The sequence below is a fragment of the Streptococcus sp. 9.1(2021) genome, from assembly GCF_030466425.1.
Taxonomy (GTDB): Bacteria; Bacillota; Bacilli; order Lactobacillales; family Streptococcaceae; genus Streptococcus; species Streptococcus wuxiensis.
In genome coordinates this window covers 1-23,928 of the sequence record NZ_JAGQFU010000002.1, presented here as the reverse complement: position 1 = coordinate 23,928, position 23,928 = coordinate 1, and the positions used below count along the sequence as shown (strand labels likewise).

General features: G+C 37.7%; 26 protein-coding genes and 1 tRNA gene. All 27 read left to right on the top strand.

Features of this window, described 5'->3' with window-relative positions; all coding sequences use genetic code 11:
- The 27 genes from cps4B (at position 1) to KBU52_RS05735 (ending at position 23,782) form a co-directional block, all read left to right on the top strand.
- Entirely contained in the window at positions 1-732 is a 732-nt protein-coding gene (gene cps4B / locus KBU52_RS05865; RefSeq protein ID WP_036756074.1) for a capsular polysaccharide biosynthesis protein Cps4B, read from the top strand.
- Between the two features lie 8 nt (positions 733-740).
- Entirely contained in the window at positions 741-1,433 is a 693-nt protein-coding gene (locus tag KBU52_RS05860) for a Wzz/FepE/Etk N-terminal domain-containing protein (protein WP_024056817.1), read from the top strand.
- Between the two features lie 10 nt (positions 1,434-1,443).
- Positions 1,444-2,136: a tyrosine-protein kinase gene (locus tag KBU52_RS05855; RefSeq protein ID WP_006149526.1), complete on the top strand. Its 693-nt coding sequence runs from the start codon at positions 1,444-1,446 to the stop codon at positions 2,134-2,136.
- Between the two features lie 51 nt (positions 2,137-2,187).
- Positions 2,188-2,823 (top strand): sugar transferase, encoded by a 636-nt coding sequence (locus tag KBU52_RS05850; RefSeq protein ID WP_036756069.1) that lies wholly within the window; start codon positions 2,188-2,190, stop codon positions 2,821-2,823.
- Between the two features lie 279 nt (positions 2,824-3,102).
- Complete coding sequence (locus tag KBU52_RS05845) at positions 3,103-3,897, top strand: DUF4422 domain-containing protein (RefSeq protein WP_254724916.1); 795 nt, start codon at positions 3,103-3,105, stop codon at positions 3,895-3,897.
- Positions 3,898-3,917: 20 nt separating this feature from the next.
- Complete coding sequence (locus KBU52_RS05840) at positions 3,918-5,138, top strand: polymerase (protein WP_254724917.1); 1,221 nt, start codon at positions 3,918-3,920, stop codon at positions 5,136-5,138.
- Positions 5,139-5,223: 85 nt separating this feature from the next.
- Positions 5,224-6,060 carry a phosphorylcholine transferase LicD gene (locus KBU52_RS05835; RefSeq protein WP_254724918.1) on the top strand — a complete coding sequence of 279 codons (837 nt, stop codon included), beginning with the start codon at positions 5,224-5,226 and terminating at the stop codon, positions 6,058-6,060.
- Between the two features lie 7 nt (positions 6,061-6,067).
- Entirely contained in the window at positions 6,068-7,150 is a 1,083-nt protein-coding gene (locus KBU52_RS05830; protein WP_084864811.1) for a glycosyltransferase family 4 protein, read from the top strand.
- An 8-nt stretch (positions 7,151-7,158) separates the two neighbouring features.
- Positions 7,159-8,163 carry a glycosyltransferase family A protein gene (locus tag KBU52_RS05825; protein ID WP_254724919.1) on the top strand — a complete coding sequence of 335 codons (1,005 nt, stop codon included), beginning with the start codon at positions 7,159-7,161 and terminating at the stop codon, positions 8,161-8,163.
- Position 8,164: 1 nt separating this feature from the next.
- Positions 8,165-9,118 carry a glycosyltransferase family 2 protein gene (locus KBU52_RS05820; RefSeq protein WP_254724920.1) on the top strand — a complete coding sequence of 318 codons (954 nt, stop codon included), beginning with the start codon at positions 8,165-8,167 and terminating at the stop codon, positions 9,116-9,118.
- A 154-nt stretch (positions 9,119-9,272) separates the two neighbouring features.
- Positions 9,273-10,685, top strand: coding sequence for a flippase (locus tag KBU52_RS05815; RefSeq protein ID WP_254724921.1), 1,413 nt, complete (start codon positions 9,273-9,275; stop codon positions 10,683-10,685).
- A gap of 11 nt (positions 10,686-10,696) precedes the next feature.
- Positions 10,697-11,794 carry a UDP-galactopyranose mutase gene (glf, locus tag KBU52_RS05810; protein ID WP_254724922.1) on the top strand — a complete coding sequence of 366 codons (1,098 nt, stop codon included), beginning with the start codon at positions 10,697-10,699 and terminating at the stop codon, positions 11,792-11,794.
- A gap of 412 nt (positions 11,795-12,206) precedes the next feature.
- Positions 12,207-13,574 (top strand): cell division protein FtsA, encoded by a 1,368-nt coding sequence (ftsA, locus tag KBU52_RS05805; RefSeq protein ID WP_254724923.1) that lies wholly within the window; start codon positions 12,207-12,209, stop codon positions 13,572-13,574.
- A gap of 16 nt (positions 13,575-13,590) precedes the next feature.
- A complete protein-coding gene (gene ftsZ / locus KBU52_RS05800; protein ID WP_006149538.1) occupies positions 13,591-14,844 on the top strand; it encodes a cell division protein FtsZ in 1,254 nt (417 codons plus the stop codon).
- Positions 14,845-14,849: 5 nt separating this feature from the next.
- Positions 14,850-15,521 (top strand): YggS family pyridoxal phosphate-dependent enzyme, encoded by a 672-nt coding sequence (locus tag KBU52_RS05795; protein WP_254724924.1) that lies wholly within the window; start codon positions 14,850-14,852, stop codon positions 15,519-15,521.
- A 9-nt stretch (positions 15,522-15,530) separates the two neighbouring features.
- On the top strand, positions 15,531-16,079 hold the full coding sequence (locus KBU52_RS05790; protein ID WP_175859639.1) for a cell division protein SepF: 549 nt from the start codon (positions 15,531-15,533) through the stop codon (positions 16,077-16,079).
- Positions 16,079-16,339 (top strand): YggT family protein, encoded by a 261-nt coding sequence (locus KBU52_RS05785; protein ID WP_006153053.1) that lies wholly within the window; start codon positions 16,079-16,081, stop codon positions 16,337-16,339. The genes KBU52_RS05790 and KBU52_RS05785 overlap by 1 nt, the downstream gene beginning before the upstream one ends.
- A complete protein-coding gene (locus KBU52_RS05780) occupies positions 16,336-17,121 on the top strand; it encodes an RNA-binding protein (RefSeq protein WP_254724925.1) in 786 nt (261 codons plus the stop codon). Before KBU52_RS05785 ends, KBU52_RS05780 begins: the two co-directional genes overlap by 4 nt.
- A 7-nt stretch (positions 17,122-17,128) precedes the next feature.
- Complete coding sequence (locus KBU52_RS05775; protein ID WP_006152946.1) at positions 17,129-17,383, top strand: DivIVA domain-containing protein; 255 nt, start codon at positions 17,129-17,131, stop codon at positions 17,381-17,383.
- Between the two features lie 16 nt (positions 17,384-17,399).
- A complete protein-coding gene (locus KBU52_RS05770; protein ID WP_254724926.1) occupies positions 17,400-18,212 on the top strand; it encodes a DivIVA domain-containing protein in 813 nt (270 codons plus the stop codon).
- A gap of 255 nt (positions 18,213-18,467) precedes the next feature.
- On the top strand, positions 18,468-21,260 hold the full coding sequence (ileS, locus tag KBU52_RS05765) for an isoleucine--tRNA ligase (protein WP_254724927.1): 2,793 nt from the start codon (positions 18,468-18,470) through the stop codon (positions 21,258-21,260).
- A 99-nt stretch (positions 21,261-21,359) separates the two neighbouring features.
- Complete coding sequence (locus KBU52_RS05760; protein WP_004254107.1) at positions 21,360-21,728, top strand: hypothetical protein; 369 nt, start codon at positions 21,360-21,362, stop codon at positions 21,726-21,728.
- A 132-nt stretch (positions 21,729-21,860) separates the two neighbouring features.
- Complete coding sequence (locus KBU52_RS05755) at positions 21,861-22,553, top strand: phosphoglycerate mutase (RefSeq protein ID WP_004254105.1); 693 nt, start codon at positions 21,861-21,863, stop codon at positions 22,551-22,553.
- A 121-nt stretch (positions 22,554-22,674) separates the two neighbouring features.
- A complete protein-coding gene (rpmG, locus tag KBU52_RS05750) occupies positions 22,675-22,827 on the top strand; it encodes a 50S ribosomal protein L33 (RefSeq protein WP_001809375.1) in 153 nt (50 codons plus the stop codon).
- A 9-nt stretch (positions 22,828-22,836) separates the two neighbouring features.
- Entirely contained in the window at positions 22,837-23,013 is a 177-nt protein-coding gene (gene secE / locus KBU52_RS05745) for a preprotein translocase subunit SecE (protein ID WP_004254104.1), read from the top strand.
- A 49-nt stretch (positions 23,014-23,062) separates the two neighbouring features.
- A complete protein-coding gene (gene nusG, locus KBU52_RS05740) occupies positions 23,063-23,599 on the top strand; it encodes a transcription termination/antitermination protein NusG (protein WP_004254102.1) in 537 nt (178 codons plus the stop codon).
- Between the two features lie 111 nt (positions 23,600-23,710).
- Positions 23,711-23,782 (top strand) — tRNA-Glu (locus tag KBU52_RS05735).
- Positions 23,783-23,928 lie beyond the last annotated feature (146 nt).

The following is a 23,928-nucleotide window of genomic DNA, read 5'->3' as shown; positions in this document are numbered from 1 at the left end:
ATGATTGATATTCATTCACATATTGTTTTCGATGTTGACGATGGACCTAAAAATAAAGCTGAGAGCAAGGCTCTCCTAGAGGAAGCTTACGCACAAGGTGTTCGTACCATTGTTTCAACCTCTCATCGTAGAAAAGGGATGTTTGAAACACCAGAAGACAAAATTGCAGCTAATTTTAGCGAAGTTAAACAGTTGGCTCAAGAAATTGCACCGGATTTGAACATCGTGTACGGAGCTGAGATTTACTTTTCTAGTGATGTTTTAGAAAAACTTGAACAAAACATCATTCCAAAACTCAATGGCACTCGTTATGCTTTGATCGAGTTTAGCATGAATACACCCTACAGAGATATTCATAGCGCCTTGACCAAAGTTCTCATGTTAGGGATTACACCTGTGGTTGCTCATATTGAGCGCTATCACACCTTGGAAAACGATGAGAAAAAAGTAAGAGAACTCATCAATATGGGCTGCTATATGCAGATTAATAGTTCGAGCGTCTTAAAGCCACGGCTTTTCGGAGATACCTACAAGTTTATGAAAAAGCGTGCTAGGTATTTCTTGGACAAGGACTTAGTCCATGTAGTAGCTAGCGATATGCACAATTTGGATAATCGTCCACCGTATATGAGAGAAGCTTATGAACTAATCGCTAAAAAATACGGAGCAGGAAAAGCTCGTGAACTTTTTGAAACTAACCCATCAAACATTATAAATGACCAAATAATTTAGGAGAAATGATGAAAGAACAAGAAAAATTTGAAATTGATGTATTTCAATTGGTAAAAGTGCTATGGAAACGAAAATTCCTCATTGTCTTAGCTGCACTAGTAGCAGGTCTAGCAGCTTTTGCATATAGCTCATTTGTGATCCAGCCACAGTATACTAGTACCACTCGTATCTACGTAGTCAATCGTAACCAAGCAGATAAGCCAGGTTTGACCAACCAAGACTTGCAGGCAGGTTCATACTTGGTAAAAGACTACCGTGAGATCATTCTTTCTCAGGATGTTCTTGAAAAAGTGGTGGCTGATCAAAACTTGACTATGGATGCCAAAACTCTTGGAAGAAAAGTTTCAGTAACAGTACCTGCAGATACGCGTATCGTATCAATCTCAGTTCGAGATGGGAAACCTGAGGAAGCGAGTCGTATCGCCAATGCACTTAGAGAAGTAGCTGCTCAGAAAATCATTTCTGTAACAAGAGTGTCGGATGTAACCACACTTGAGGAAGCAAGACCAGCGACATCGCCATCTTCACCAAACATTCGTCGCAATACAATGATGGCCACTATAGCAGGTGTAGGATTCGTCACGGTTATCGTGCTTTTAGTTGAATTGTTGGATGATCGAGTGAAGCGTCCAGAAGATATCGAAGAAGTGATGCACATCTCACTTTTAGGTGTTATTCCAAATCTTGAGAAATTAAAGTAAAGAGGGAAATATGGCAAAGTTAGAATTATCAGAACAACGATTACACTCTGTAAAAAAAGCTGAGGAGTATTATAACGCACTACGGACCAATATCCAGTTGAGTGGAGATGGTCTCAAAGTGATTGCTCTTTCTTCAGTTAGACCTGGAGAAGGGAAGTCGACTACTTCAACCAACATAGCTTGGGCATTCGCACGTGCAGGCTATAAGACACTCCTTATCGATGCCGATATTCGTAATTCGGTCATGTCAGGTGTCTTTAAATCTAGAGAAAAAATTACAGGTTTGACAGACTACTTATCAGGAACCAAAGATTTATCTCATGGTTTGTGTGAAACAAACGTAGAAAACTTGTTTGTCATTCAATCAGGAGCTGTTTCACCAAACCCGACTGCTCTTCTTCAAAGTGACAAATTTGAAGCAATGATTGAGACCTTACGCAAATACTTTGACTATATCATTGTGGATACAGCCCCTATCGGTGTTGTCATTGATGCGGCTATTATCGTACAAAAATGTGATGCCTCTATCCTGGTGACTGAAGCTTCTGCAACAAAACGGAGAGAAGTTCAAAAAGCTAAAGACCAGTTAGAACAAACAGGAACACCATTCTTAGGAGTTATTCTGAATAAATTTAATATTCAGCTTGAAAAATATGGTTCTTACGGATCATATGGGAACTATGGTTCCTATGGGAAAAAATAAGAAAAAGTAAATATTAAAAAGAAGATTATATGAAAAGTAGGTGAAGTTTAAGTGGAGATTAGTGAAGTCTTATACAAAAGTTTTAAGCAACTTGCAGACTTTTTTATTGGATTGGTTGGAACTGTTGTATTAGCCTTTCCAGCTTCCTTGATTATTTTCATCATATATAAAGCTAAAGGATATAAGGGTAGCATTTTCTTTACTCAGTATCGAGTAGGTTTGAATGGGAAAAAATTTAAAATTATTAAGTTTCGTTCAATGGTTGAAAATGCTGAAGAAATTCTCTTGGCCAATAAAGAGTTACATCAAAAATATATTGACAATAGCTACAAATTGCCTCCTAACGAAGATCCACGCTTAACGATTATTGGGAATTTCATTAGAAAAACGAGTATTGATGAATTTCCTCAGTTTATAAATGTTTTGCGAGGTGAGATGAGCTTTATAGGACCTAGGCCAATCCTTGATAAGGAGTTAGAAGAATATTCCGAAGAGGAACAGAAACTTCTGCTTTCAGTGAAGCCAGGGATAACAGGTATGTGGCAAGTTTCTGGGAGAAGTGAAGTCTATTATCCTGAACGTTGCGAGATGGAATTATATTATCCTAGAAATCAATCTTTCAAATTGGATGTAAAGATATTTTTATTAACCATTAAGCAAGTTTTGCTAGGAAAAGGGGCTCATTAAAGAACAGATAAGTTTTTTAGGATTTTATAATCTGTTGATGAGTTCAAAATGAAAATGATACGAAATCAAATACTGGTAGTCATGTTTTAGAATTTGGAAAGGGTGTTTTACCATTTTAAAATGGTGAAATATGCTTCCAGAGTTATATGATCTGAGTAGTCTAATAGAGGCATGGCAAAAGAGTCAACTAGTTTCTTAGGTGAACTCTGTGAAACTAGGATGCTAGTGTTTGGTTTCTTTTTTAGCGCAAACAGTTCAATCTAAATGAAGGGGGTTAAAATGACAAAGAATTATAAAATTATCGTGGCAACACACAAGCAATTTACCATGCCTGCTGATACTGATCTTTACCTACCTATCCATGTTGGTAGTGAAGGAAAAGAAAAGTTAGGATACCAATGTGATAATGAAGGAGACAATATTTCAAGTTTGAACCCCTATTATTGCGAATTAACTGGACTTTATTGGGCGTGGAAAAATTTAGAATGTGACTATCTTGGTTTGGTACACTATCGTCGCTATTTCACGGCAAAACGTCACTCATATAGTGAAACGATTGATATGAATGATATTATCCTGTCTAAATCAGAACTGCAAGATTTGTTGGCTGAAAGTGATGTAATCGTTCCAAAAAAACGGAAATACTACATTGAAACGCTATACTCACACTATGCACATACGCATGATGCCAATCATTTAGACGTAACACGCCAGATTGTTAGCGAGTTGAGACCGGACTATATCGATGCTTTTGATCAGGTCATGAAACAACGCAGTGGCTATATGTTCAATATGTTTATCATGTCCAAAGAAAATGTAGCAGCCTACTGTGAATGGTTGTTCCCGATTATTGATGAGCTCTATAAGAGATTGGATATTACAGACTATTCTGCTTTTGATGCTAGATTGTTTGGTCGTATCAGTGAACGCTTGTTCAATGTTTGGTTGGCAAAACAAGATTTGCGGGTAAAAGAGATACCGTTTATCTATATGGAGAAAATTGACTTGATTCAAAAAGGAAAATCCTTCCTACAAGCAAAATTCTTCGGGAAAAAATATGGACAGAGTTTTTAGATAGGGATAAAAGAATAAGGATGAAATTAGTAGTAAAAATAAAATCTTTGCCAGAGCTTCTAGCTCTTGTTGCTTTAGGAATATTTTTAACGGTTTCGATATTAAATGTAACTTTTTATGCTCGATATCTGCCTGGAACAGTTTATAAATTAGCGATAGCTTTTTCAATCTTTCTTTTGCTCCTAAAAGAGTCTTTCAAGAGAAAATATGATTATAGAGCTCTCATTGGATTGTTTGCAACAATTTTAATTTATTTTATCGTAGGGAAAATGACAGCTCTCAGTTCAGAACTTTCTGTAAGTATATTATTTATTTACGCTTTACGAGATGTTCCTTTTAAGAAGGTAGCACAAACTTCTTTAGTCGTTAGTATGTGCTTGTTGTTGTTTGTTATCATCAGCGCAAAATTAGGAATAATAACGAATTATCTTGAAATTTCTGGTTCTCGAGTACGGAGCTACCTAGGTTTTAGATATGCTCTCTACCCTTCTATTTTACTAATGAATATAGTCGCTATTGTGTTTTATTTGAAGCAAAATAAAATCCAATATTGGCAATGGCTGCTGTTAGCTCTTTCTGTTTATTGGGTATATGGTAAAACGGATTCTCGTTTAACATTTTATAGTTCCTGTGTACTTTTGGCATGCAGTTTATTAACAAAATGGTTTCCAGAACTATTTTCAAAATTAGGACATGTGTTTAAAGTTTTTAAACTGACCTTTATCGTTAATGCAGTTATAAGTTTTTGGGTCTCTGTTATCTATCTCAATTCAAGTCATCCTTTTATCAATGACCTTCTTTTTAAAGTAAACCGTATGTTAGGTGGTCGTATATACTTGGCAAACAAATCTTTAAACCTGTATGGTTATGGATTCTTTAGACGACAGGTTGAATGGAATGGAAATGGTCTGACTGTTGAAGGAGTTAGGGACTATCAGACCTATTATCTGTATGTAGACAATTTGTATGTCCAAGTTTTACAAAGATTTGGCTTACTCATCCTGGGATTGATGCTCTCAGTCCTAACTTTGACTTTGTCTAAAGTAATTAAGAAACGCCAGTGGGTTCTTGCTCTGATTTTGATATTAATGAGTTTTCATTCCATGATTGATGATTTGAATTTCTATCTTCATAACAATATTTTTTGGATCTTGGTAGGTGCTTTAATCTACCCGGATTATCAGTTTTCTGATGAAAGCAACGAAGAACTCGGGGAACATTCATTTGAAAAAATCGTATAGTAAAATGGTAAGAAGTATTTAACAAGAACTTAAAAGAGCATAGACTGGGAAGACGGTTTTATTTCGATTTATATAGGAGGAAAGTATGTCGGATATCAAAATCATTCAAGATAAGATTTTATCTATTTTGAAAGAGTTTATTAATATTTGCGAAGAAAATAACCTAACCTACTATGCTCTGGGTGGGACCTTGCTAGGAGCGGTACGTCATAATGGTTTCATACCTTGGGATGATGACATTGATATCGGTATGCCGAGAGAGGATTACGAAAAGTTTAAAAAAATAGCTTCAAATGTCTTGCCAGAAAACTACAAGTTTTTAAGCGAAGATACATTAAACTATAAAAAAGCTTTCTCTGTGATTCGAGATGATTCTACAAAAATCATCATGAATTATAGTAAAGAAGAATTGGTAGAAAGTTTGTGGATAGACATTTTTCCGCTAGATGGTATGCCATCTAATGCTTTAAAGAAAAAAATTCATTCTTTGAGATACTTGTGCGCAAGGATGATGGTTCAACTCTCGCAATTCAATAGTTTGGTGAATCAGAAAAAAGAAAATCGACCATTCATTGAAAAGATAATTATTGCTTTTGCGAATGCTGTTAGTATTGAGAAGATTATTTCCTTTACCAGGGCACGGAAAAAATATTTGCAAACGATAAAAAAATATTCGTTTGATGAAGCTTACGCAGGAAATTTTACGGGAGCTTACAAATTAAGAGAGATAGTACCGAGTGATTACTTTGGAGAACCAGTCCTATTACAGTTTGAAGATCTTAAACTTTGTTGTCCTTGCAAATACAGAGAATATCTAACAGCCATTTACGGAGCGGATTATATGCAATTGCCACCAGAAGATAAAAGGGCTCTTCACCACTACGAGATTATCTCACTGGGTGAAAATGAAGGGGAAGTGTAGTTTAAAGATGAAAAAAATCGCTTTAGTGAAATGGAGTATTGATAGAACAGATGGAGGACTGAAAGTAGCAACCAGTCTTGCAAATGAGTTATCAACTATGTATGAAGTTCATCTTCTCTCGATGATTTCTACAGAAAACAATTTCTTCTCGCTGAAACAATCGGTTCGATATCAAAATTTATCATCAAAGAAAATATCAATGAGTAAAAATTTTCTCGAAGCGGTCAAGTTATTGAGAAACTATCTGAAAGAAGAGAACATTGATATTGTTTTTGGAATCGGAATGAGTATGAATACAGTTGGTGTAGCAAGCACAATTGGTTTGAGAACAAAATTTGTTTCCTGCGACCATACAAATTCTATAGTAGATATTGATACTAAAGTTAAGAAGATACAAAGATATATTGGAGCGAAATTTGCTGATAAACTCGTGACCCTTACTCAAGAAGACCGTGAAAATTATATAAAAAAATACGGTGTTTCTGATGAAAGAATTTGCTACATCTATAATTGGAAAGAGGCTGCTCTTTCAGAAGTATCCTATAATAAAAAATCAACTAAAATTGTGACGGTTGGCCGTTTTGACTATCAAAAAGGATATGATTATCTTGTTCAAGTCGCGAAAAAAGTGTTAGCGAAAAGGTTTGACTGGACTTGGGAAATCTACGGTTCCGGAAATCAAGACGAAGTGGATAAAATCAGAAATTTAATCAACGAAAATGATTTACAGGATAAGTTAGTCATAAAAGGACTCGAAAAAAATCAGGATTTGATTTATGGAGATAAAGGGATTTATGTCATGACTTCTCGCTATGAAGGTTTACCTCTAGTTCTGCTGGAAGCACAACAATACAATCTTCCTATAGTTAGCTTTAGTTGTCCGACAGGACCGAACGAAATTGTTGAAGATGGAGTTAATGGCTATCTGGTTGAGTGCTATGATACGGACAAGTTGAGCCAAAAATTGCTTGAACTGATGGGAGATGAAGTTTTGAGACAGTCTTTCTCAGAACACGCAAAAGAAAATATGGATAAATTCGATAAAGATAAAATTCTCAAGCAGTGGATTGAACTAATTGAGACGATTTAGGAGATAAGATGAAGGATTGTTTGTTAACAATTGTAATGCCTAGTTATAATATTCAGGACTACGTTTCAAAAGGGCTGGAGTCTTTCCAACAAGTGCAATCAGATTATAAAAATAAATTTGAAGTACTGGTTGTTAACGATGGAAGTACAGACGATACTGCTAAAGTAGCAGAAGAAATATTAGCCCAAGATTCGTTGCTGGATGGCCGTGTAATTACAAAAGAAAACGGTGGTCATGGTTCAACTATCAATCGCGGTATTCAAGAAGCAAAGGGAAAATTTTTTAAAGTAATTGATGGGGATGACTGGGTTATTCCATCAGAATTTGAAAAGTTTTTAGATACTCTTGAAACTGTTGATGTGGATATGGTGATTACAGACTTTACAGAGCAACATGTCTACAATAATACTACAGTACGAAATGACTTCGTAGACAAGTATGAAATTGGCAAAAAATACATGGGAATTCCGGATGTTCGCATCCCGATGCACTCGGTTACTTATAAGACATCAATCTTGTCGGAAAACAAGATTCGTTTAAGTGAAAAAACATTTTATGTTGATATTCAATACACACTTTTTCCTTTGGAGTATGTTCATAGTTTCAGTTATTGGAATTATGATATTTATCAATACTACATAGGTAGACCAGAGCAAAGTATGAATATCGAGAGTATGAAGCGTAATGTTCGTCACCATTTGACTGTTACAAATTCAGTTCTAGATTATTTTACAAAAATTGAAAGTGACCCCGTTTTAAACCGAGTAGTTTCTGAAACCTTAGATTATCTCATCAGTTTGCAGGTTGATTTGTCTTGGATGGTTAATGATTCCGAAGCACTCTTGAAAGAACTATATAGCAAAATTGAGAAAAGTGCATATGACTATATTCCTAGGAAAAAGTTTGACAGATTGTCTTATTTGAACTATAAGACCAAGTTTGCAATTGCCTTAATACTTAATCCAATTTTGAAGAAATACTCTAAAAAGAAAGAAAAAGAGAGAGGGGTTTAGGATGTTTATTAGCATCGTTGTTCCGGTATATAACATTGCCGACTATTTGCACTATGCGATAGATAGCCTGCTGAAACAAACCTATCAAAATTTTGAAGTGATCCTCGTCAATGACGGTTCAACAGATGATTCTCCTCGATTGTGTGAAGATTACGCCCGAGAATATGAAAATATCCATGTTTTTCATAAGGAAAATGGAGGCTTATCTGATGCGCGTAACTTTGGAGTTACAAAAGCCAACTCAGATTGGATTTTCTTTTTAGATCCAGATGATTACCTTGAAGACTACACGCTTGAATTAATAGTAAAAATACAAGAAATACATCAAGCAGACTTGATTTCAACAAAGGTCAAAGCAACTTCAAAGTATGATGATTATAGTTCTTATCATCTTAAACAGTCAGACTATGAAAGCTTGAGTGTGGTTACAAAGGAGAAGGCCTTGGAACTAATGTTGGACGACAAAGTTGCAACGGTTTCTGCCTGTGCTAAGCTTTATAAAAAAAGCATATTGGAACGCGTCCCTTTTCCAGTTGGGAAAATCTATGAGGATTTTTATGTTGTAGGAGAACACCTTGCCTTGGCTGAAAGAATCGTGATAAGCCCGCTTGAAACCTACAATTACTATCGTAGAGAAGGAAGTATAGTTCGTTCAACATTTACTGAAAAAAGATATGATTTCTTTAAAGCTGTTGCAAAAAATGAGGAAGTTGTTAAAAGAGAGTACATTCAGAGCCCAGAATTAAAGCAAGCTTTGCAAGCTAAAAAATTATTAGGTGGCTTTGTAGTGATTGGTGCAAAAGCTGACTCAGGCTTAAAAGATTTTTCAAAAGATAAAGAGTTGTTGAAAGTCGAAATGAGTGAGTTGCTAAAAAATAGTAAGCTATCATGGAAAGTAAAACTAAAATACCTTGTTTTTATGTTTAGCCCTAAATTGTATTTGTTGCTACGATAGTATCGTGCATAAAACCAATTTAATTTGCAACAAATATCAAAAAATTGTAGGAAAGAGGAAGTATGATAGAAGCTTTTAGAATAATTGCCCATTATAAGTCTGTTCGGTCACAATTTCTAATTTCACGGATTGATTATAAATAGGACGGATTGACATGAAAGTATTAAAAAACTACGCCTACAATCTTTCTTATCAATTGTTGGTGATTATACTCCCGATTATTACGACTCCCTATGTGACACGGGTCTTTTCTTCGGATGATTTAGGAACTTATGGTTATTTTAATTCCATTGTCACCTACTTTATTCTATTAGCGACACTAGGAGTTGCTAACTATGGAACAAAGGTCATTTCAGGGCATCGCAAGGAAATCGAAAAAAACTTTTGGGGAATCTACTCCCTGCAATTAGGTGCAACACTTCTTTCTCTAACCTTGTATGGCCTTCTTTGTATGGCTCTTCCCTTTATGCAAAATCCGGTAGCCTACATTCTAGGCTTGAGTTTAGTTTCTAAAGGTTTAGACATCTCTTGGCTCTTTCAAGGGTTGGAGGATTTTCGAAAGATTACTGTTCGAAACATCACGGTTAAAATCGTTGGAGTTACCTCTATCTTTCTCTTTGTCAAATCTGCAAACGACCTATATCTCTATGTTTTTTTACTAACCATATTTGAGCTTTTGGGGCAACTAAGTATGTGGTTGCCTGCTCGAGAGTTTATCGGTAGACCTCATTTTGACATAGAATATGCTAGGCATCATTTGAAACCCGTCATCTTATTGTTCCTTCCACAAGTGGCGATTTCCTTGTATGTAACGCTAGATCGTACCATGCTTGGAGCCTTAGCCTCTACAAAGGATGTAGGGATTTATGACCAGGCTCTAAAGTTGGTAAATATCCTTCTGACCTTGGTAACTTCCTTGGGGAGTGTTATGCTACCTCGTGTTGCGCATTTATTAGCCACAGGTGATCATAAAGCAGTCAATAAGATGCATGAAATGTCCTTCCTTATTTATAATTTAGTCATTTTTCCAATGATGGCAGGAATCTTGATTGTCAATGATGATTTTGTTCAATTTTTCCTTGGTCAAGATTTTCAGGATGCACGCTATGCAATTGCTATTATGATCTTCCGTATGTTCTTCATCGGTTGGACCAATATTATGGGAATTCAGATATTGATCCCTCATAACCGAAATAAAGAATTCATGATTTCAACAACGGCTCCTGCAATTATCAGTGTAGGATTAAACTTATTATTCCTTCCTAAACTTGGTTATATCGGAGCAGCCATTGTTTCTGTCTTAACAGAGGCGCTAGTGTGGGCGATTCAATTGTACTTTACCCGCAGATACCTAAAAGAAGTTCCTATTATTGGATCTATGACAAAAATTATTCTAGCATCAGCTATCATGTATGGCATTTTGCTAGGTTCAAAAACAGTTATACATTTTTCGCCAACCCTAAATGTTCTAGTTTTTGCAGTGCTTGGCGGAATCATTTATCTTTTTGCAATTCTATCTCTGAAAGTGGTAGATGTAAAAGAATTAAAACAAATCATTAAGAAATAATGGAGTTAACTATGTACGACTATCTTATCGTTGGTGCAGGTTTGTCTGGGGCAATCTTTGCACATGAAGCTACAAAACGTGGAAAAAAAGTAAAAGTGATTGACAAACGTGATCACATCGGTGGAAATATCTACTGTGAAAATGTTGAAGACATCAATGTCCACAAGTATGGTGCCCACATTTTCCATACTTCTAACAAAAAAGTGTGGGACTATGTGAACCAGTTTGCTGAATTCAATAACTATATCAACTCACCAGTGGCTAACTACAAGGGCAGCCTCTACAATCTTCCTTTCAACATGAATACCTTCTACGCTATGTGGGGAACTAAGACACCACAAGAAGTCAAGGATAAGATTGCAGAGCAAACAGCTGATATGAAAGATGTTGAGCCTAAAAACCTTGAAGAACAAGCCATCAAGTTGATTGGTCCGGATATCTATGAAAAATTGATCAAGGGCTATACAGAAAAGCAATGGGGACGTTCTGCAACAGACCTTCCTCCATTTATCATCAAGCGTCTTCCGGTGCGTTTGACCTTTGATAACAACTACTTTAACGACCGTTACCAAGGGATTCCAATCGGTGGCTACAACGTCATCATCGAAAACATGTTAGGCGATGTAGAAGTAGAACTTGGGGTTGATTTCTTTGCTAATCGTGAAGAGCTAGAAAGCTCAGCGGAAAAAGTTGTCTTTACAGGGATGATTGACCAGTACTTTGATTACAAACATGGGGAGTTAGAATACCGCAGCCTTCGATTCGAGCACGAAGTCTTGGATGAGGAAAACCATCAAGGGAATGCTGTGGTCAACTATACAGAACGTGAGATTCCTTATACTCGTATCATCGAGCACAAGCATTTCGAGTATGGTACTCAACCGAAGACGGTTATCACTCGTGAGTACCCTGCTGATTGGAAACGTGGAGACGAACCATATTACCCAATCAACGATGAAAAGAACAACGCTATGTTTGCCAAGTATCAAGAAGAAGCAACCAAAAATGACAAGGTTATCTTCTGTGGCCGCCTGGCAGACTATAAATACTACGACATGCATGTGGTCATTGAACGTGCTCTTGAGGTAGTAGAGAAAGAATTTTCATAAAAAGAAGCTAGTTTCTAGCTTCTTTTTTCTTTTTTAGGAAGATAAAAATGAACGATAATATCATGCAAAAAGGGGAGCGTATAGCCTAGTGTATTTTGATATCACCCCTTGCCTTGAAAATGAATAGGAAAATAATTGCAAATGGATATATCGGTTTTGGAAAAGATAGGGATTTTCATAGCCATTTTTCAGCTTTTCTGACATTTTTACACTGTTTTTCATAGAAAAAATAAAAAAGAGGGACTTGTAATGGAATATTAAAATAAATTTAATGAAAAACCTTCGATAAAATCACAAAAAATTAGGCACGAATCGGATTTTTGTGATATAATATTCTGTGAATAGCTATGCCTTCTTGTAGCTGTTAAAAAATCAAAGTGTGAAACTTGGAAGATAGAGAGGACGCAATGTAATGACTAGAAATGGTTTCTTTACAGGCTTAGATATTGGGACAAGCTCAATTAAAGTGTTAGTTGCTGAGCTTGTAGATGGTGAAGTAAATGTAATCGGTGTTAGTAACGCCAAAAGTAAAGGTGTCAAGGATGGGATTATCGTTGACATCGAAGCCGCAGCAACGGCTATCAAATCTGCTATTTCTCAAGCAGAAGAAAAAGCAGGAATTTCAATCAAATCAGTAAATGTTGGACTTCCAGCAAACTTGTTGCAAGTGGAACCAACTCAAGGAATGATTCCTGTAACATCAGATACAAAAGAAATTACAGATCAAGATGTTGAGAATGTTGTCAAGTCAGCTTTGACTAAGAGCATGACACCTGATCGTGAAGTGATTACGTTTGTGCCAGAAGAATTTGTAGTAGATGGTTTCCAAGGTATTCGTGACCCTCGTGGTATGATGGGTGTTCGTTTGGAAATGCGTGGGCTTCTCTATACAGGTCCAAGAACCATTCTTCACAACCTTCGTAAAACTGTAGAACGTGTTGGAGTTCAAGTCGATAACGTGATTATTTCACCACTTGCAATTGTAAACTCTGTTCTTAACGAAGGCGAACGTGAGTTTGGAGCGACTGTTATTGATATGGGTGGTGGCCAAACAAGTGTTGCTACTATCCGTAATCAAGAGCTACAATACACAAATGTTTACCAAGAAGGTGGCGATTACGTCACTAAAGACATTTCAAAAGTTCTTAAAACTTCTAAGAAGATTGCAGAAGGTTTGAAACTTAACTACGGTGAAGCTTATCCGCAACTTGCAAGCAAAGAAACTTTCCAAGTTGAAGTGATTGGTGAAGTAGAACCTGTTGAAGTTACAGAAGAATACTTGGCTCAAATTATTTCAGCTAGATTGAAACACATCTTTGAACAAATCAAACAAGATTTGGAAAGAAGACATTTGTTGGACTTGCCAGGTGGTATTGCTCTGATTGGTGGGAATGCTATTCTACCAGGAATCGTTGAGCTTGCCCAAGAAGTACTTGGAGTTCGTGTGAAACTTTACGTTCCAAACCAAGTAGGTATCCGTAATCCTGCATTTGCTCATGTGATTAGTTTGTCAGAATTTGCTGGAAGTCTTACAGAAGTGAATGTTTTGGCTCAAAGAGCTATCAGAGGAGATCAAGTTCTACGTCAACAACCAATTGATTTCAGAACTTCAAATCAGGAAAAACCTGCAGCTTCTCAACGTTCTGTGTTTGGTACAACTTCAACTGAATCAGCAGAACCAACTTATACTGCTGAATCAGCAACTCCAAATCAATCAGAAGAAAAACCAAAATTGACTGAACGATTCCGTAGCTTAATCGGAAGCATGTTTGATGAATAGGATAGAGGAATAAAATATGACATTTTCATTTGATACAGCAGCAGCACAAGGTGCAGTAATTAAAGTAATTGGTGTCGGTGGTGGCGGTGGAAACGCCATTAACCGCATGGTTGACGAAGGCGTTTCAGGTGTTGAGTTCATCGCAGCCAACACAGATGTACAAGCCTTGAGCAGTACAAAAGCTGAAACAGTTATCCAACTTGGTCCAAAATTAACTCGCGGACTTGGTGCTGGAGGACAGCCTGAAGTTGGTCGTAAGGCTGCTGAAGAAAGCGAAGAAGCGATTACTGAAGCTATCAGTGGTGCAGATATGGTCTTCATCACTGCTGGTATGGGTGGTGGTTCTGGTACAGGTGCTGCACCAGTTATCGCTCGTATCGCTAAAGGTTTAGGTGCTTTGACTGTCGGTGTTGTGACACGTCCATTCGGTTTCGAAGGAAGCAAACGTGGTCAATTCGCAGTCCAAGGGATCAACGAACTTCGTGAACATGTTGATACTCTCTTGATTATCTCAAACAACAACTTATTAGAAATTGTTGACAAGAAAACTCCACTTCTTGAAGCTTTGTCTGAAGCAGATAATGTTCTTCGTCAAGGTGTTCAAGGGATTACAGATTTGATTACAAATCCTGGTTTGATCAACTTGGACTTCGCAGACGTGAAGACAGTAATGGCAAACAAAGGAAATGCCCTTATGGGTATCGGTATCGGTAGCGGAGAAGAGCGTGTTATCGAAGCAGCTCGTAAAGCTATCTACTCACCACTTCTTGAAACAACTATTGATGGAGCAGAAGATGTTATCGTTAACGTAACTGGTGGTTTGGATATGACTTTGATTGAAGCAGAAGAAGCTTCTGAAATCGTCAATCAAGCTGCTGGACATGGCGTAAATATCTGGCTCGGTACTTCTATTGATGAATCAATGAAAGATGAAATCCGTGTGACTGTTGTTGCAACTGGAGTTCGTCAAGATGCAGTCGAAAAAGTTGTAGCGCCACAACCAAGACAAGCGTCATTCCGTGAACCAGTAAAATCTGGACATACACACACTTATGACCGTCATTTTGATTTGGCAGAAACAGCTGAACTTCCAACTCCTTCACAACGTCACACTGAAGCGCCTAAAGCATCAGCTTTTGGTGACTGGGACTTGAGACGTGATTCAATTGTTCGTCAAGGTGAATCAGTCGTATCACCAGTTGAGCGTTTTGAAGCACCGGCTTCTGACGAAGACGAGTTGGAAACACCACCATTCTTTAAAAACCGTTAATAGAGATGGATTTAAAAGAAAATACAAATCAGGTATTTCAACAGGTTACAAAAGCAATTCAAGAAACCGGCCGTGAAGACGGTTCGGTTTCTGTAATTGCCGTAACAAAATATGTTGATATTGTAACTGCAGCAAATTTGATTGATCAAGGAGTCAAACACATCGGTGAAAATCGTGTTGACAAATTTCTTGAAAAGTATCATGCCTTAAGTGATAAAGGTGTTACTTGGCACTTGATTGGTAGCTTACAAAGAAGAAAAGTCAAGGATGTTATTCCTTTTGTTGATTATTTTCACGCTTTAGATTCTTTGAAATTAGCCCAAGAGATTCAAAAACGTGCCGATCGAACCGTTAAATGTTTTTTGCAGGTCAATATTTCTGGAGAGGAAAGCAAGCATGGTTTTTCAAAAGAGGATCTATTGACAGTCTTGCCAGACTTGTCTAGCTTGGATCAAATCGAGTATGTTGGTCTCATGACCATGGCTCCCTTTGAGGCCCAAACAGAAGAGTTGCAAAAAATCTTTAAAGAAACGCAAGAGTTGCAACAATACATTCGTGAACAACAATTCCCCAATATGCCAATGACAGAACTAAGTATGGGAATGAGTCGTGACTACAAAGAAGCGATTCAGTGTGGCTCAACTTTTGTTCGAATTGGTACAGCATTTTTTAAATAGGAAATAATCATGTCATTAAAAGATAAATTTGATAAATTTATAGATTACTTTACAGAAGATGGAGATGAAGTTGCTTCAGAAGTTGTAGCTGCACAACCTGAACGTTCACTAGCTTCGGTTCCTCAAAAAAGAGAATTACCACAGCAAACTGCTGCTCAAGAATCTTCTTCAGCCGAAGCAAAAGAGAAAAATATTACAAAACTTCATGCCCGTCAGCAACAACTAGCAATTGAAAGCCATCGCTCTACTGAAAAAGTAACCATCGATGTTCGTTACCCACGCCGTTACGAAGATGCAACAGATATTGTTGATTTGTTGGCTGGAAATGAAAGTATCTTGATTGACTTCCAATATATGACAGAAGTTCAAGCTCGTCGTTGTTTGGATTACTTGGATGGGGCACGTCATGTCCTTGCTGGTGAGTTAAGAAAAGTAGCGAACACAATGTATCTTTTGACACCTGTTGGTGTTGTGGTAAACATTGAAGATATTCGTTTACCTGAAGAAGCTCAAAGCGAAGAATACGACTTTGACATGAAGAGAAATAGAGTACGTTAATGTTTCTAATAATTCGTTTTATCCAAAATGCTACAGATATCTATTCACTGATACTTGTAGCTTTTGCTCTATTATCATGGTTTCCAAATGCCTATAACACACAGTTGGGGAAATTTTTAGAGACTTTGTGTAAACCAATTCTTGAGCCTCTAAAACGTCTACCTCTTCAAATCGCAGGTTTGGATTTCTCTGTTTGGATAGCCCTAATTCTCTTACGCATGATTAGTCGCTATCTCATCAATTTGCTGGTCGTGTTATGAGCAAAGAACTTTACCAACATTTCGCAACGGAGGATATTCCATTCATCGATAAGGGCTTGGAATGGTTGAGTCAAGTCGAGGAGCACTATGCACCGATTTTATCTCCTTTTATAAATCCTCACCAAGTATTTATCTTGGAAACTTTGGGAAATAACAGAGGGATAAAAGTCTTCTCTAGTACGAGTTATATCTCTTCGGAGTACGCTAGGGTTGTTTTAGCGCCCGATTACTTCACGCCAAGTTTGGAAGATTTTGAAATGACCTTGCTTGAGATCGTGTATCCCAGCAAATTTCAGCAACTGACCCATTCAAAGATATTGGGTACAGTTCTCAATCGACTAGGTATTGACCGTAAGTTATTCGGAGACATTCTGGTGACAGAAGATAAAGCCCAAATTATTGTCGATCGAAGATTTACCACTCTTTTCCAAGATGGAATTCAAAAGATTTCCAAGTTGCCTGTAAGTTTAGTAGAACGTCCTTTTTTAGATATGATAGAATCCAAAGATGACTATCAAGAAAAAGAAGTCTTGGTTTCAAGTCTTCGTCTGGATGCCTTCTTATCTAGCATATTGAAATTATCTCGTTCCCAAACTTCTGCTCTGGTTGAAAAAAAGTTGGTTCAAGTCAACTATCATATAGTTGAAAAATCGGACTATCCGGTAAAAATTGGTGATTTAATCAGCGTCAGACGCTTTGGTCGAATTATCTTACTCAAAGAAAATGGTCAAACCAAGAAGGATAAGAAAAAATTAACAGTCCAGCTACTATTAAGCAAGTGAGAAAAATATGTCAATTACACCACAAGAAATTAGTGATAAAGCTTTCTCAAGATCATTCAGAGGCTACAATCAGGAAGAAGTTGATTTATTTCTAGATAAGATTTATTTTGAATTAGAGGAATTAATCCGAAACAAAGAGGAAACGGAACTCTATATCAAAAAACTAGAAGAACGTCTTTCCGACTATACGACTGATATTCCTAAGAGAACAGTAACAAACGAGCAAGAACCAGAAGCAATTAATGATTCTATTTTTTATTAAATAAGTGAGGAAAAATATGCCAATTACATCGTTAGAAATTAAGGATAAAACCTTTGGTGTTCAGTTTAGAGGTTTTAACCGTGAAGAAGTTGATGAATTTTTAGATATTGTTGTTCGAGACTATGAAGATTTGGTTCGTAGTAATCATGAAAAAGATCAGCACATTAAAAATTTAGAAGACCGTCTATCTTATTTTGATGAAATCAAAGATTCATTGAGTCAGTCAGTATTGATTGCTCAAGACACAGCTGAACGTGTAAAACAAGCTGCGAATGACCGTTCTAACAACATCATTAAGCAGGCTGAGCAAGATGCTCAACGCTTGCTTGATGAAGCAAAATACAAAGCCAATGAAATTTTGCGACAAGCAACAGATAATGCTAAAAAAGTTGCTGTAGAAACTGAAGAGTTAAAGAACAAGAGTCGCGTCTTCCACCAACGTTTGAAATCAACAATCGAAAGTCAGTTGGCTATTGTTGATTCATCAGATTGGGAAGAAATTTTGCGTCCTACTGCAACTTATCTTCAAACGAGCGACGAAGCATTCAAGGAAGTCGTCCAAGAGGTTCTAGGTGAAGATGTATCTTCATATCATGATGAAGAACCAATTGACATGACTCGTCAATTTTCTCCAGAAGAAGTTGCAGAACTTCAAGCGCGTATTGAAGCAGCTAACAAGGAATTGTTAGAAGCAGAACAAGCTGCTGAAGAATCAACTGAAACTGAAGTTGAAGTTCAGCCAGTTACTGAAACTCCTGTTGAACCAGCACATGAGGAAGGACCTCAAGATGATGCTGACACCCAACAAGAGTCAGTTCTAATTTTATAAGAATCTCATTAGAGAACAAGAATTTATCAAACACATTTCAAGCGAGTAGGAGATGGTGGAAGTCCTACAATCCCTGTTGGTAAATTTATCCTCTCTTAGTATCAAATCTGAAAATAGTAAGATTTGACGTTGCCCACGTTACGGGAAAAGAGGGAAAGAGACTAGGTCTTTTTCCGAACAAAGGTGGTACCACGATTTTCGTCCTTTTTGCGAGTCGTGGTTTTTATATTGTCAATTTACATTAAAGGAGTACTAATGAAACTTAAAGAAACCCTCAATCTTGGAAAAACAGAATTTCCAATGCGTGCCGGTCTTCCGACCAAAGAGCCAGTTTGGCAAAAGGAATGGGATGAAGCTAAACTTTATCAACGTCGTCAAGAATTAAATGAAGGAAAACCGCATTTCACGCTTCATGATGGCCCTCCGTATGCCAACGGGAACATCCACGTAGGACATGCCATGAACAAGATCTCTAAAGATATCATTGTTCGTTCTAAGTCTATGTCAGGCTTTTATGCACCTTACATCCCAGGTTGGGATACTCATGGTTTGCCAATTGAGCAAGTTTTGGCAAAACAAGGTGTTAAACGCAAAGAGATGGACTTAGTTGAGTACTTGAAACTTTGCCGTGAATACGCTCTGTCTCAAGTAGATAAACAACGCGAAGACTTTAAACGTTTGGGTGTTTCTGGTGACTGGGAAAATCCATATGTAACACTAACTCCTGACTATGAAGCAGCGCAAATCCGTGTCTTCGGTGAAATGGCTAATAAAGGCTATATCTACCGTGGAGCGAAGCCTGTTTACTGGTCATGGTCATCTGAGTCAGCCCTTGCAGAAGCGGAAATTGAATACCATGACTTGGTTTCTACGTCCCTTTACTATGCCAACAAAGTCAAAGATGGCAAAGGTGTTCTAGATACTGATACTTATATCGTCGTTTGGACAACAACTCCATTCACCATCACGGCTTCTCGTGGTTTGACTGTTGGTGCGGATATTGATTACGTCTTGGTGCAACCAGCTGGCGAATCTCGTAAGTTTGTGGTTGCTTCAGAATTGTTGAACAGTTTGTCTGAGAAATTCGGTTGGTCTGATGTTCAGGTTTTAGCTACTTACCGTGGTTCAGAATTGAACCAAATTGTGACAGAGCACCCATGGGATACAGCAGTAGATGAACTCGTTATCCTTGGTGACCACGTTACAACTGATTCTGGTACTGGTATCGTCCATACAGCTCCTGGTTTTGGTGAGGATGACTACAATGTCGGTGTTGCCAATGGGCTTGAAGTTGCTGTGACTGTTAACGAACGCGGCATCATGATGGCCAATGCTGGTGCAGAGTTCGAAGGTCAATTCTACGACAAGGTTGTGCCAACGGTTATTGAAAAACTTGGTGATTTACTTCTTGCTCAAGAAGAAATCTCTCACTCTTACCCATTTGACTGGCGTACGAAAAAACCAATTATCTGGCGTGCAGTGCCTCAATGGTTTGCTTCTGTATCTAAATTCCGCCAAGAAATCTTGGACGAAATTGAAAAAGTGAAGTTCCACTCAGAGTGGGGTAAGGTCCGTCTTTACAACATGATCCGTGACCGTGGTGATTGGGTTATCTCTCGTCAACGTGCTTGGGGAGTTCCTCTTCCAATCTTCTACGCAGAAGATGGAACACCAATCATGACAGCTGAAACCATCGAGCATGTAGCTCAACTCTTTGAAGAACATGGTTCAATCATCTGGTGGGAACGTGATGCTAAAGACCTCTTGCCAGAAGGATTTACCCATCCAGGTTCACCAAATGGCGAGTTCAAGAAAGAAACAGACATCATGGACGTTTGGTTTGACTCAGGTTCATCATGGAATGGTGTAGTGGTTAACCGTCCAGAACTCAAATATCCAGCAGATCTTTATCTTGAAGGTTCAGACCAATACCGTGGTTGGTTCAACTCATCACTCATCACCTCTGTAGCTAACCATGGCGTTGCACCGTACAAACAAATCTTGTCACAAGGTTTTGCCCTTGACGGTAAAGGTGAGAAGATGTCTAAATCACTTGGAAATACCATTGCCCCAAGCGACGTTGAGAAACAATTTGGTGCGGAAATCTTGCGTCTCTGGGTAACAAGTGTTGATTCAAGCAACGACGTACGTATCTCTATGGATATCTTGAGTCAAGTTTCTGAAACTTACCGTAAGATCCGTAACACCCTTCGTTTCTTGATTGCTAACACTTCTGATTTTAACCCAGCTGAGGATGCAGTAGCTTACGAAGAACTTCGTTCTGTTGATAAGTACATGACTATCCGCTTTAACCAACTTGTTAAGACTATTCGTGACGCTTATGCAAACTTCGAATTCTTGACAATCTATAAAGCACTAGTGAACTTTATCAACGTTGATTTGTCTGCTTTCTACCTTGACTTCGCAAAAGATGTTGTCTACATTGAAGGGGCTAAGTCACTTGAACGCCGTCAAATGCAAACAGTCTTCTATGATATTCTTGTGAAAATTACCAAACTCTTGACACCAATTCTTCCTCACACTGCGGAAGAAATCTGGTCATATCTCGAGTTTGAAACAGAAGACTTTGTTCAATTATCAGAATTACCTGAAGCTCAAACTTTTGCCAACCAAGAGGAAATCTTGGATACATGGGTAGCCTTTATGGACTTCCGTGGGCAAGCTCAAAAAGCCTTGGAAGAAGCTCGTAATGAAAAAGTGATTGGTAAATCACTTGAAGCTCACTTGACAGTTTATCCAAATGAAGTGGTGAAAACTCTTCTTGGAGCTGTTGATAGCAATGTAGCCCAACTCTTGATCGTCTCTAAATTGACCATCGCTGAAGGTCCAGCTCCAGAAGGTGCAGTTAACTTTGAAGATGTAGCCTTCACGGTTGAGCGTGCGACTGGTGAAGTTTGTGATCGTTGCCGTCGTATCGATCCAAGTACAGCAGAACGTAGCTATAATGCAACCATCTGTGATCACTGTGCAAGCATCGTTGAAGAAAACTTTGCGGATGCAGTAGCAGAAGGATTTGAAGCTAAATAGTCTAACAAAAATACAGGGTCTTCCTGTATTTTTTTAAAAAATAAAAACTTTAATAAAAATATGGTATAATATACCTTATTAGAATAAAAGGAGATATTTATGAAGACAAAAACACTAGCACAAGTAGATGGCTTTATTGGTATTATTGCAGGGGCAATTTTAGCTTTCTTACCAATTTTTATGGTATTTCTTGCAGCCATTTCTGAAGACGAAGATGCTGCAGGGCTAATTTTGGGCATTATTTTCATTGTTTTCTCTTTAGTGAAAATTGCAACCCTCATTCTTGGAATTCTCTCACTTGTCTACTATAAGGATGACAATCGTATTTCACTAGCACCATCGATTCTATTTATCGTAGGATCTGTAGTTGCCTTGATTCCTTTCCTTGGGTGGATTGGTGGAATCGTCCTTGTCATCGGTGGAGCTTTGTACCTAGCAAGCTTGAAACAATTTAGAATTGAAGAATAAATTATTTTTTAGGGAAGAGTCCATGAGCTCTTCTCTTTTTAGTTGATTTTAACTAGCTTTTTTGTGAAAAATTGTGTAAAATAGAATAGATAAACGAGGGCAACCTCGAAAAATAAAAGGAGAATCCAACTAATGGTAAAATTGGTTTTCGCTCGCCACGGTGAGTCTGAATGGAACAAAGCTAACCTTTTCACAGGATGGGCTGACGTAGATCTTTCTGAAAAAGGTACTCAACAAGCTATCGATGCTGGTAAATTGATCAAAGAAGCTGGTATTGAATTTGACCAAGCTTACACTTCAGTATTGAAACGTGCAATCAAAACAACTAACCTTGCACTTGAAGCATCTGACCAACTTTGGGTTCCAGTTGAAAAATCATGGCGCTTGAACGAACGTCACTACGGTGGTTTGACTGGTAAAAACAAAGCTGAAGCTGCTGAACAATTTGGTGATGAGCAAGTTCACATCTGGCGTCGTTCATACGATGTATTGCCTCCAGCAATGCCTCGTGATGATGAGCACTCAGCTCACACTGACCGTCGTTACGCTTCACTTGATGACTCAGTAATTCCAGATGCTGAAAACTTGAAAGTGACTTTGGAACGTGCCCTTCCATTCTGGGAAGATAAAATCGCTCCAGCACTTAAAGATGGTAAAAACGTATTCGTAGGTGCACACGGTAACTCAATCCGCGCCCTTGTAAAACACATCAAACAATTGTCAGACGACGAAATCATGGATGTGGAAATCCCTAACTTCCCACCATTGGTATTCGAATTTGACGAAAAATTGAACGTAGTTTCTGAATACTATCTTGGTAAATAATGTAAAATAGAGTCTAGGATTATTCCTAGGCTTTTTTTATTTTGAAAATAGGAAAATGCAGAGTGCAATTTAACTTGTCAAAGACAGGGATTCTTGTTATAATAGATAGGATGGAGGCGCTATGGCACTTAAAAAAGCAAGTTTAGCCTGTGCGGTTTGTGGTTCAAGAAACTACTCAATTAAAATTAGTGGGAATCCAAAACCGACTCGCTTAGAAGTAAATAAATTTTGTAAACATTGTGGTAAATACACAACACATCGAGAAACGAGATAGGAGATAAGAATGGGTTTTATTAAAGATATCTTTACACTTCTTAAAGATACAACTTGGCCAACTCGAAAACAAAGTTGGGTAGATTTCAAATCTATCATGGAATACACTGCCTTCTTTGTTGTCATCATTTATATTTTTGATCAGTTAATCGTTAGCGGATTAATCCGATTCATTAACATTTTTTAAGATAGTATAAATAGGCTGAAAGAAGTTTACCATTAAGAAAGGAAAAAAGATGGATAGTTTTGATAAAGGATGGTTTGTCCTACAAACATATTCTGGTTATGAAAATAAAGTAAAAGAAAATCTCTTGCAACGTGCACAAACATACAATATGTTGGATAATATCCTACGCGTGGAAATTCCAACTCAAACTGTGCAAGTTGAAAAAAATGGGAAGAAAAAAGAAGTTGAAGAAAATCGCTTCCCAGGATATGTCCTTGTGGAAATGGTTATGACTGATGAAGCTTGGTTTGTAGTTCGTAATACACCAAACGTTACGGGATTTGTCGGCTCACACGGGAACAGATCTAAACCAACTCCGCTTTTGGAACAAGAAATCAGAGATATCTTGGTATCAATGGGACAAACGGTTCAAGAATTCGATATCAATGTTGAAGTTGGTCAAACAGTTCGAATCATAGATGGTGCCTTTGCTGATTACACAGGAAAAATTACTGAAATTGATAATAACAAAGTGAAAATGATTATTTCAATGTTTGGTAATGATACAGTAGCAGAAGTAAACTTGAATCAAATTGCTGAATTGTAATCTCAGTTACTCATCTACTTGTGAAACTAGAATTCTGTCAACTAATTTTTTAAAAAACTAGTTGACAAGATTCTAAAAGTGGGTATAATAGAAAGAGTTGAAAAAGCTCACGGTCCGTTGGTCAAGGGGTTAAGACACCGCCTTTTCACGGCGGTAACACGGGTTCGAATCCCGTACGGACTATGGGTGTATCGCGGTTGAAGGAAATAGGAATTAAAAAAAGTTAAAAAAACCTGTTGACAGAGAAAAGTGACTGTGATATACTAATATAGTTGTCGTAAGCGCGACAAAGACCTTTGAAAACTGAACAAGACGAACCAATGTGCAGG

Coding starts and splice junctions, on each gene's coding strand:
- cps4B (WP_036756074.1), top strand. CDS start 1: ATGATTGATATTCATTCACATATTGTTTTCGATGTTGACGATGGACCT.
- KBU52_RS05860 (WP_024056817.1), top strand. CDS start 741: ATGAAAGAACAAGAAAAATTTGAAATTGATGTATTTCAATTGGTAAAA.
- KBU52_RS05855 (WP_006149526.1), top strand. CDS start 1,444: ATGGCAAAGTTAGAATTATCAGAACAACGATTACACTCTGTAAAAAAA.
- KBU52_RS05845 (WP_254724916.1), top strand. CDS start 3,103: ATGACAAAGAATTATAAAATTATCGTGGCAACACACAAGCAATTTACC.
- KBU52_RS05840 (WP_254724917.1), top strand. CDS start 3,918: ATGAAATTAGTAGTAAAAATAAAATCTTTGCCAGAGCTTCTAGCTCTT.
- KBU52_RS05835 (WP_254724918.1), top strand. CDS start 5,224: ATGTCGGATATCAAAATCATTCAAGATAAGATTTTATCTATTTTGAAA.
- KBU52_RS05830 (WP_084864811.1), top strand. CDS start 6,068: ATGAAAAAAATCGCTTTAGTGAAATGGAGTATTGATAGAACAGATGGA.
- KBU52_RS05825 (WP_254724919.1), top strand. CDS start 7,159: ATGAAGGATTGTTTGTTAACAATTGTAATGCCTAGTTATAATATTCAG.
- KBU52_RS05820 (WP_254724920.1), top strand. CDS start 8,165: ATGTTTATTAGCATCGTTGTTCCGGTATATAACATTGCCGACTATTTG.
- KBU52_RS05815 (WP_254724921.1), top strand. CDS start 9,273: ATGAAAGTATTAAAAAACTACGCCTACAATCTTTCTTATCAATTGTTG.
- glf (WP_254724922.1), top strand. CDS start 10,697: ATGTACGACTATCTTATCGTTGGTGCAGGTTTGTCTGGGGCAATCTTT.
- ftsA (WP_254724923.1), top strand. CDS start 12,207: ATGACTAGAAATGGTTTCTTTACAGGCTTAGATATTGGGACAAGCTCA.
- ftsZ (WP_006149538.1), top strand. CDS start 13,591: ATGACATTTTCATTTGATACAGCAGCAGCACAAGGTGCAGTAATTAAA.
- KBU52_RS05795 (WP_254724924.1), top strand. CDS start 14,850: ATGGATTTAAAAGAAAATACAAATCAGGTATTTCAACAGGTTACAAAA.
- KBU52_RS05790 (WP_175859639.1), top strand. CDS start 15,531: ATGTCATTAAAAGATAAATTTGATAAATTTATAGATTACTTTACAGAA.
- KBU52_RS05785 (WP_006153053.1), top strand. CDS start 16,079: ATGTTTCTAATAATTCGTTTTATCCAAAATGCTACAGATATCTATTCA.
- KBU52_RS05780 (WP_254724925.1), top strand. CDS start 16,336: ATGAGCAAAGAACTTTACCAACATTTCGCAACGGAGGATATTCCATTC.
- KBU52_RS05775 (WP_006152946.1), top strand. CDS start 17,129: ATGTCAATTACACCACAAGAAATTAGTGATAAAGCTTTCTCAAGATCA.
- KBU52_RS05770 (WP_254724926.1), top strand. CDS start 17,400: ATGCCAATTACATCGTTAGAAATTAAGGATAAAACCTTTGGTGTTCAG.
- ileS (WP_254724927.1), top strand. CDS start 18,468: ATGAAACTTAAAGAAACCCTCAATCTTGGAAAAACAGAATTTCCAATG.
- KBU52_RS05760 (WP_004254107.1), top strand. CDS start 21,360: ATGAAGACAAAAACACTAGCACAAGTAGATGGCTTTATTGGTATTATT.
- KBU52_RS05755 (WP_004254105.1), top strand. CDS start 21,861: ATGGTAAAATTGGTTTTCGCTCGCCACGGTGAGTCTGAATGGAACAAA.
- rpmG (WP_001809375.1), top strand. CDS start 22,675: ATGGCACTTAAAAAAGCAAGTTTAGCCTGTGCGGTTTGTGGTTCAAGA.
- secE (WP_004254104.1), top strand. CDS start 22,837: ATGGGTTTTATTAAAGATATCTTTACACTTCTTAAAGATACAACTTGG.
- nusG (WP_004254102.1), top strand. CDS start 23,063: ATGGATAGTTTTGATAAAGGATGGTTTGTCCTACAAACATATTCTGGT.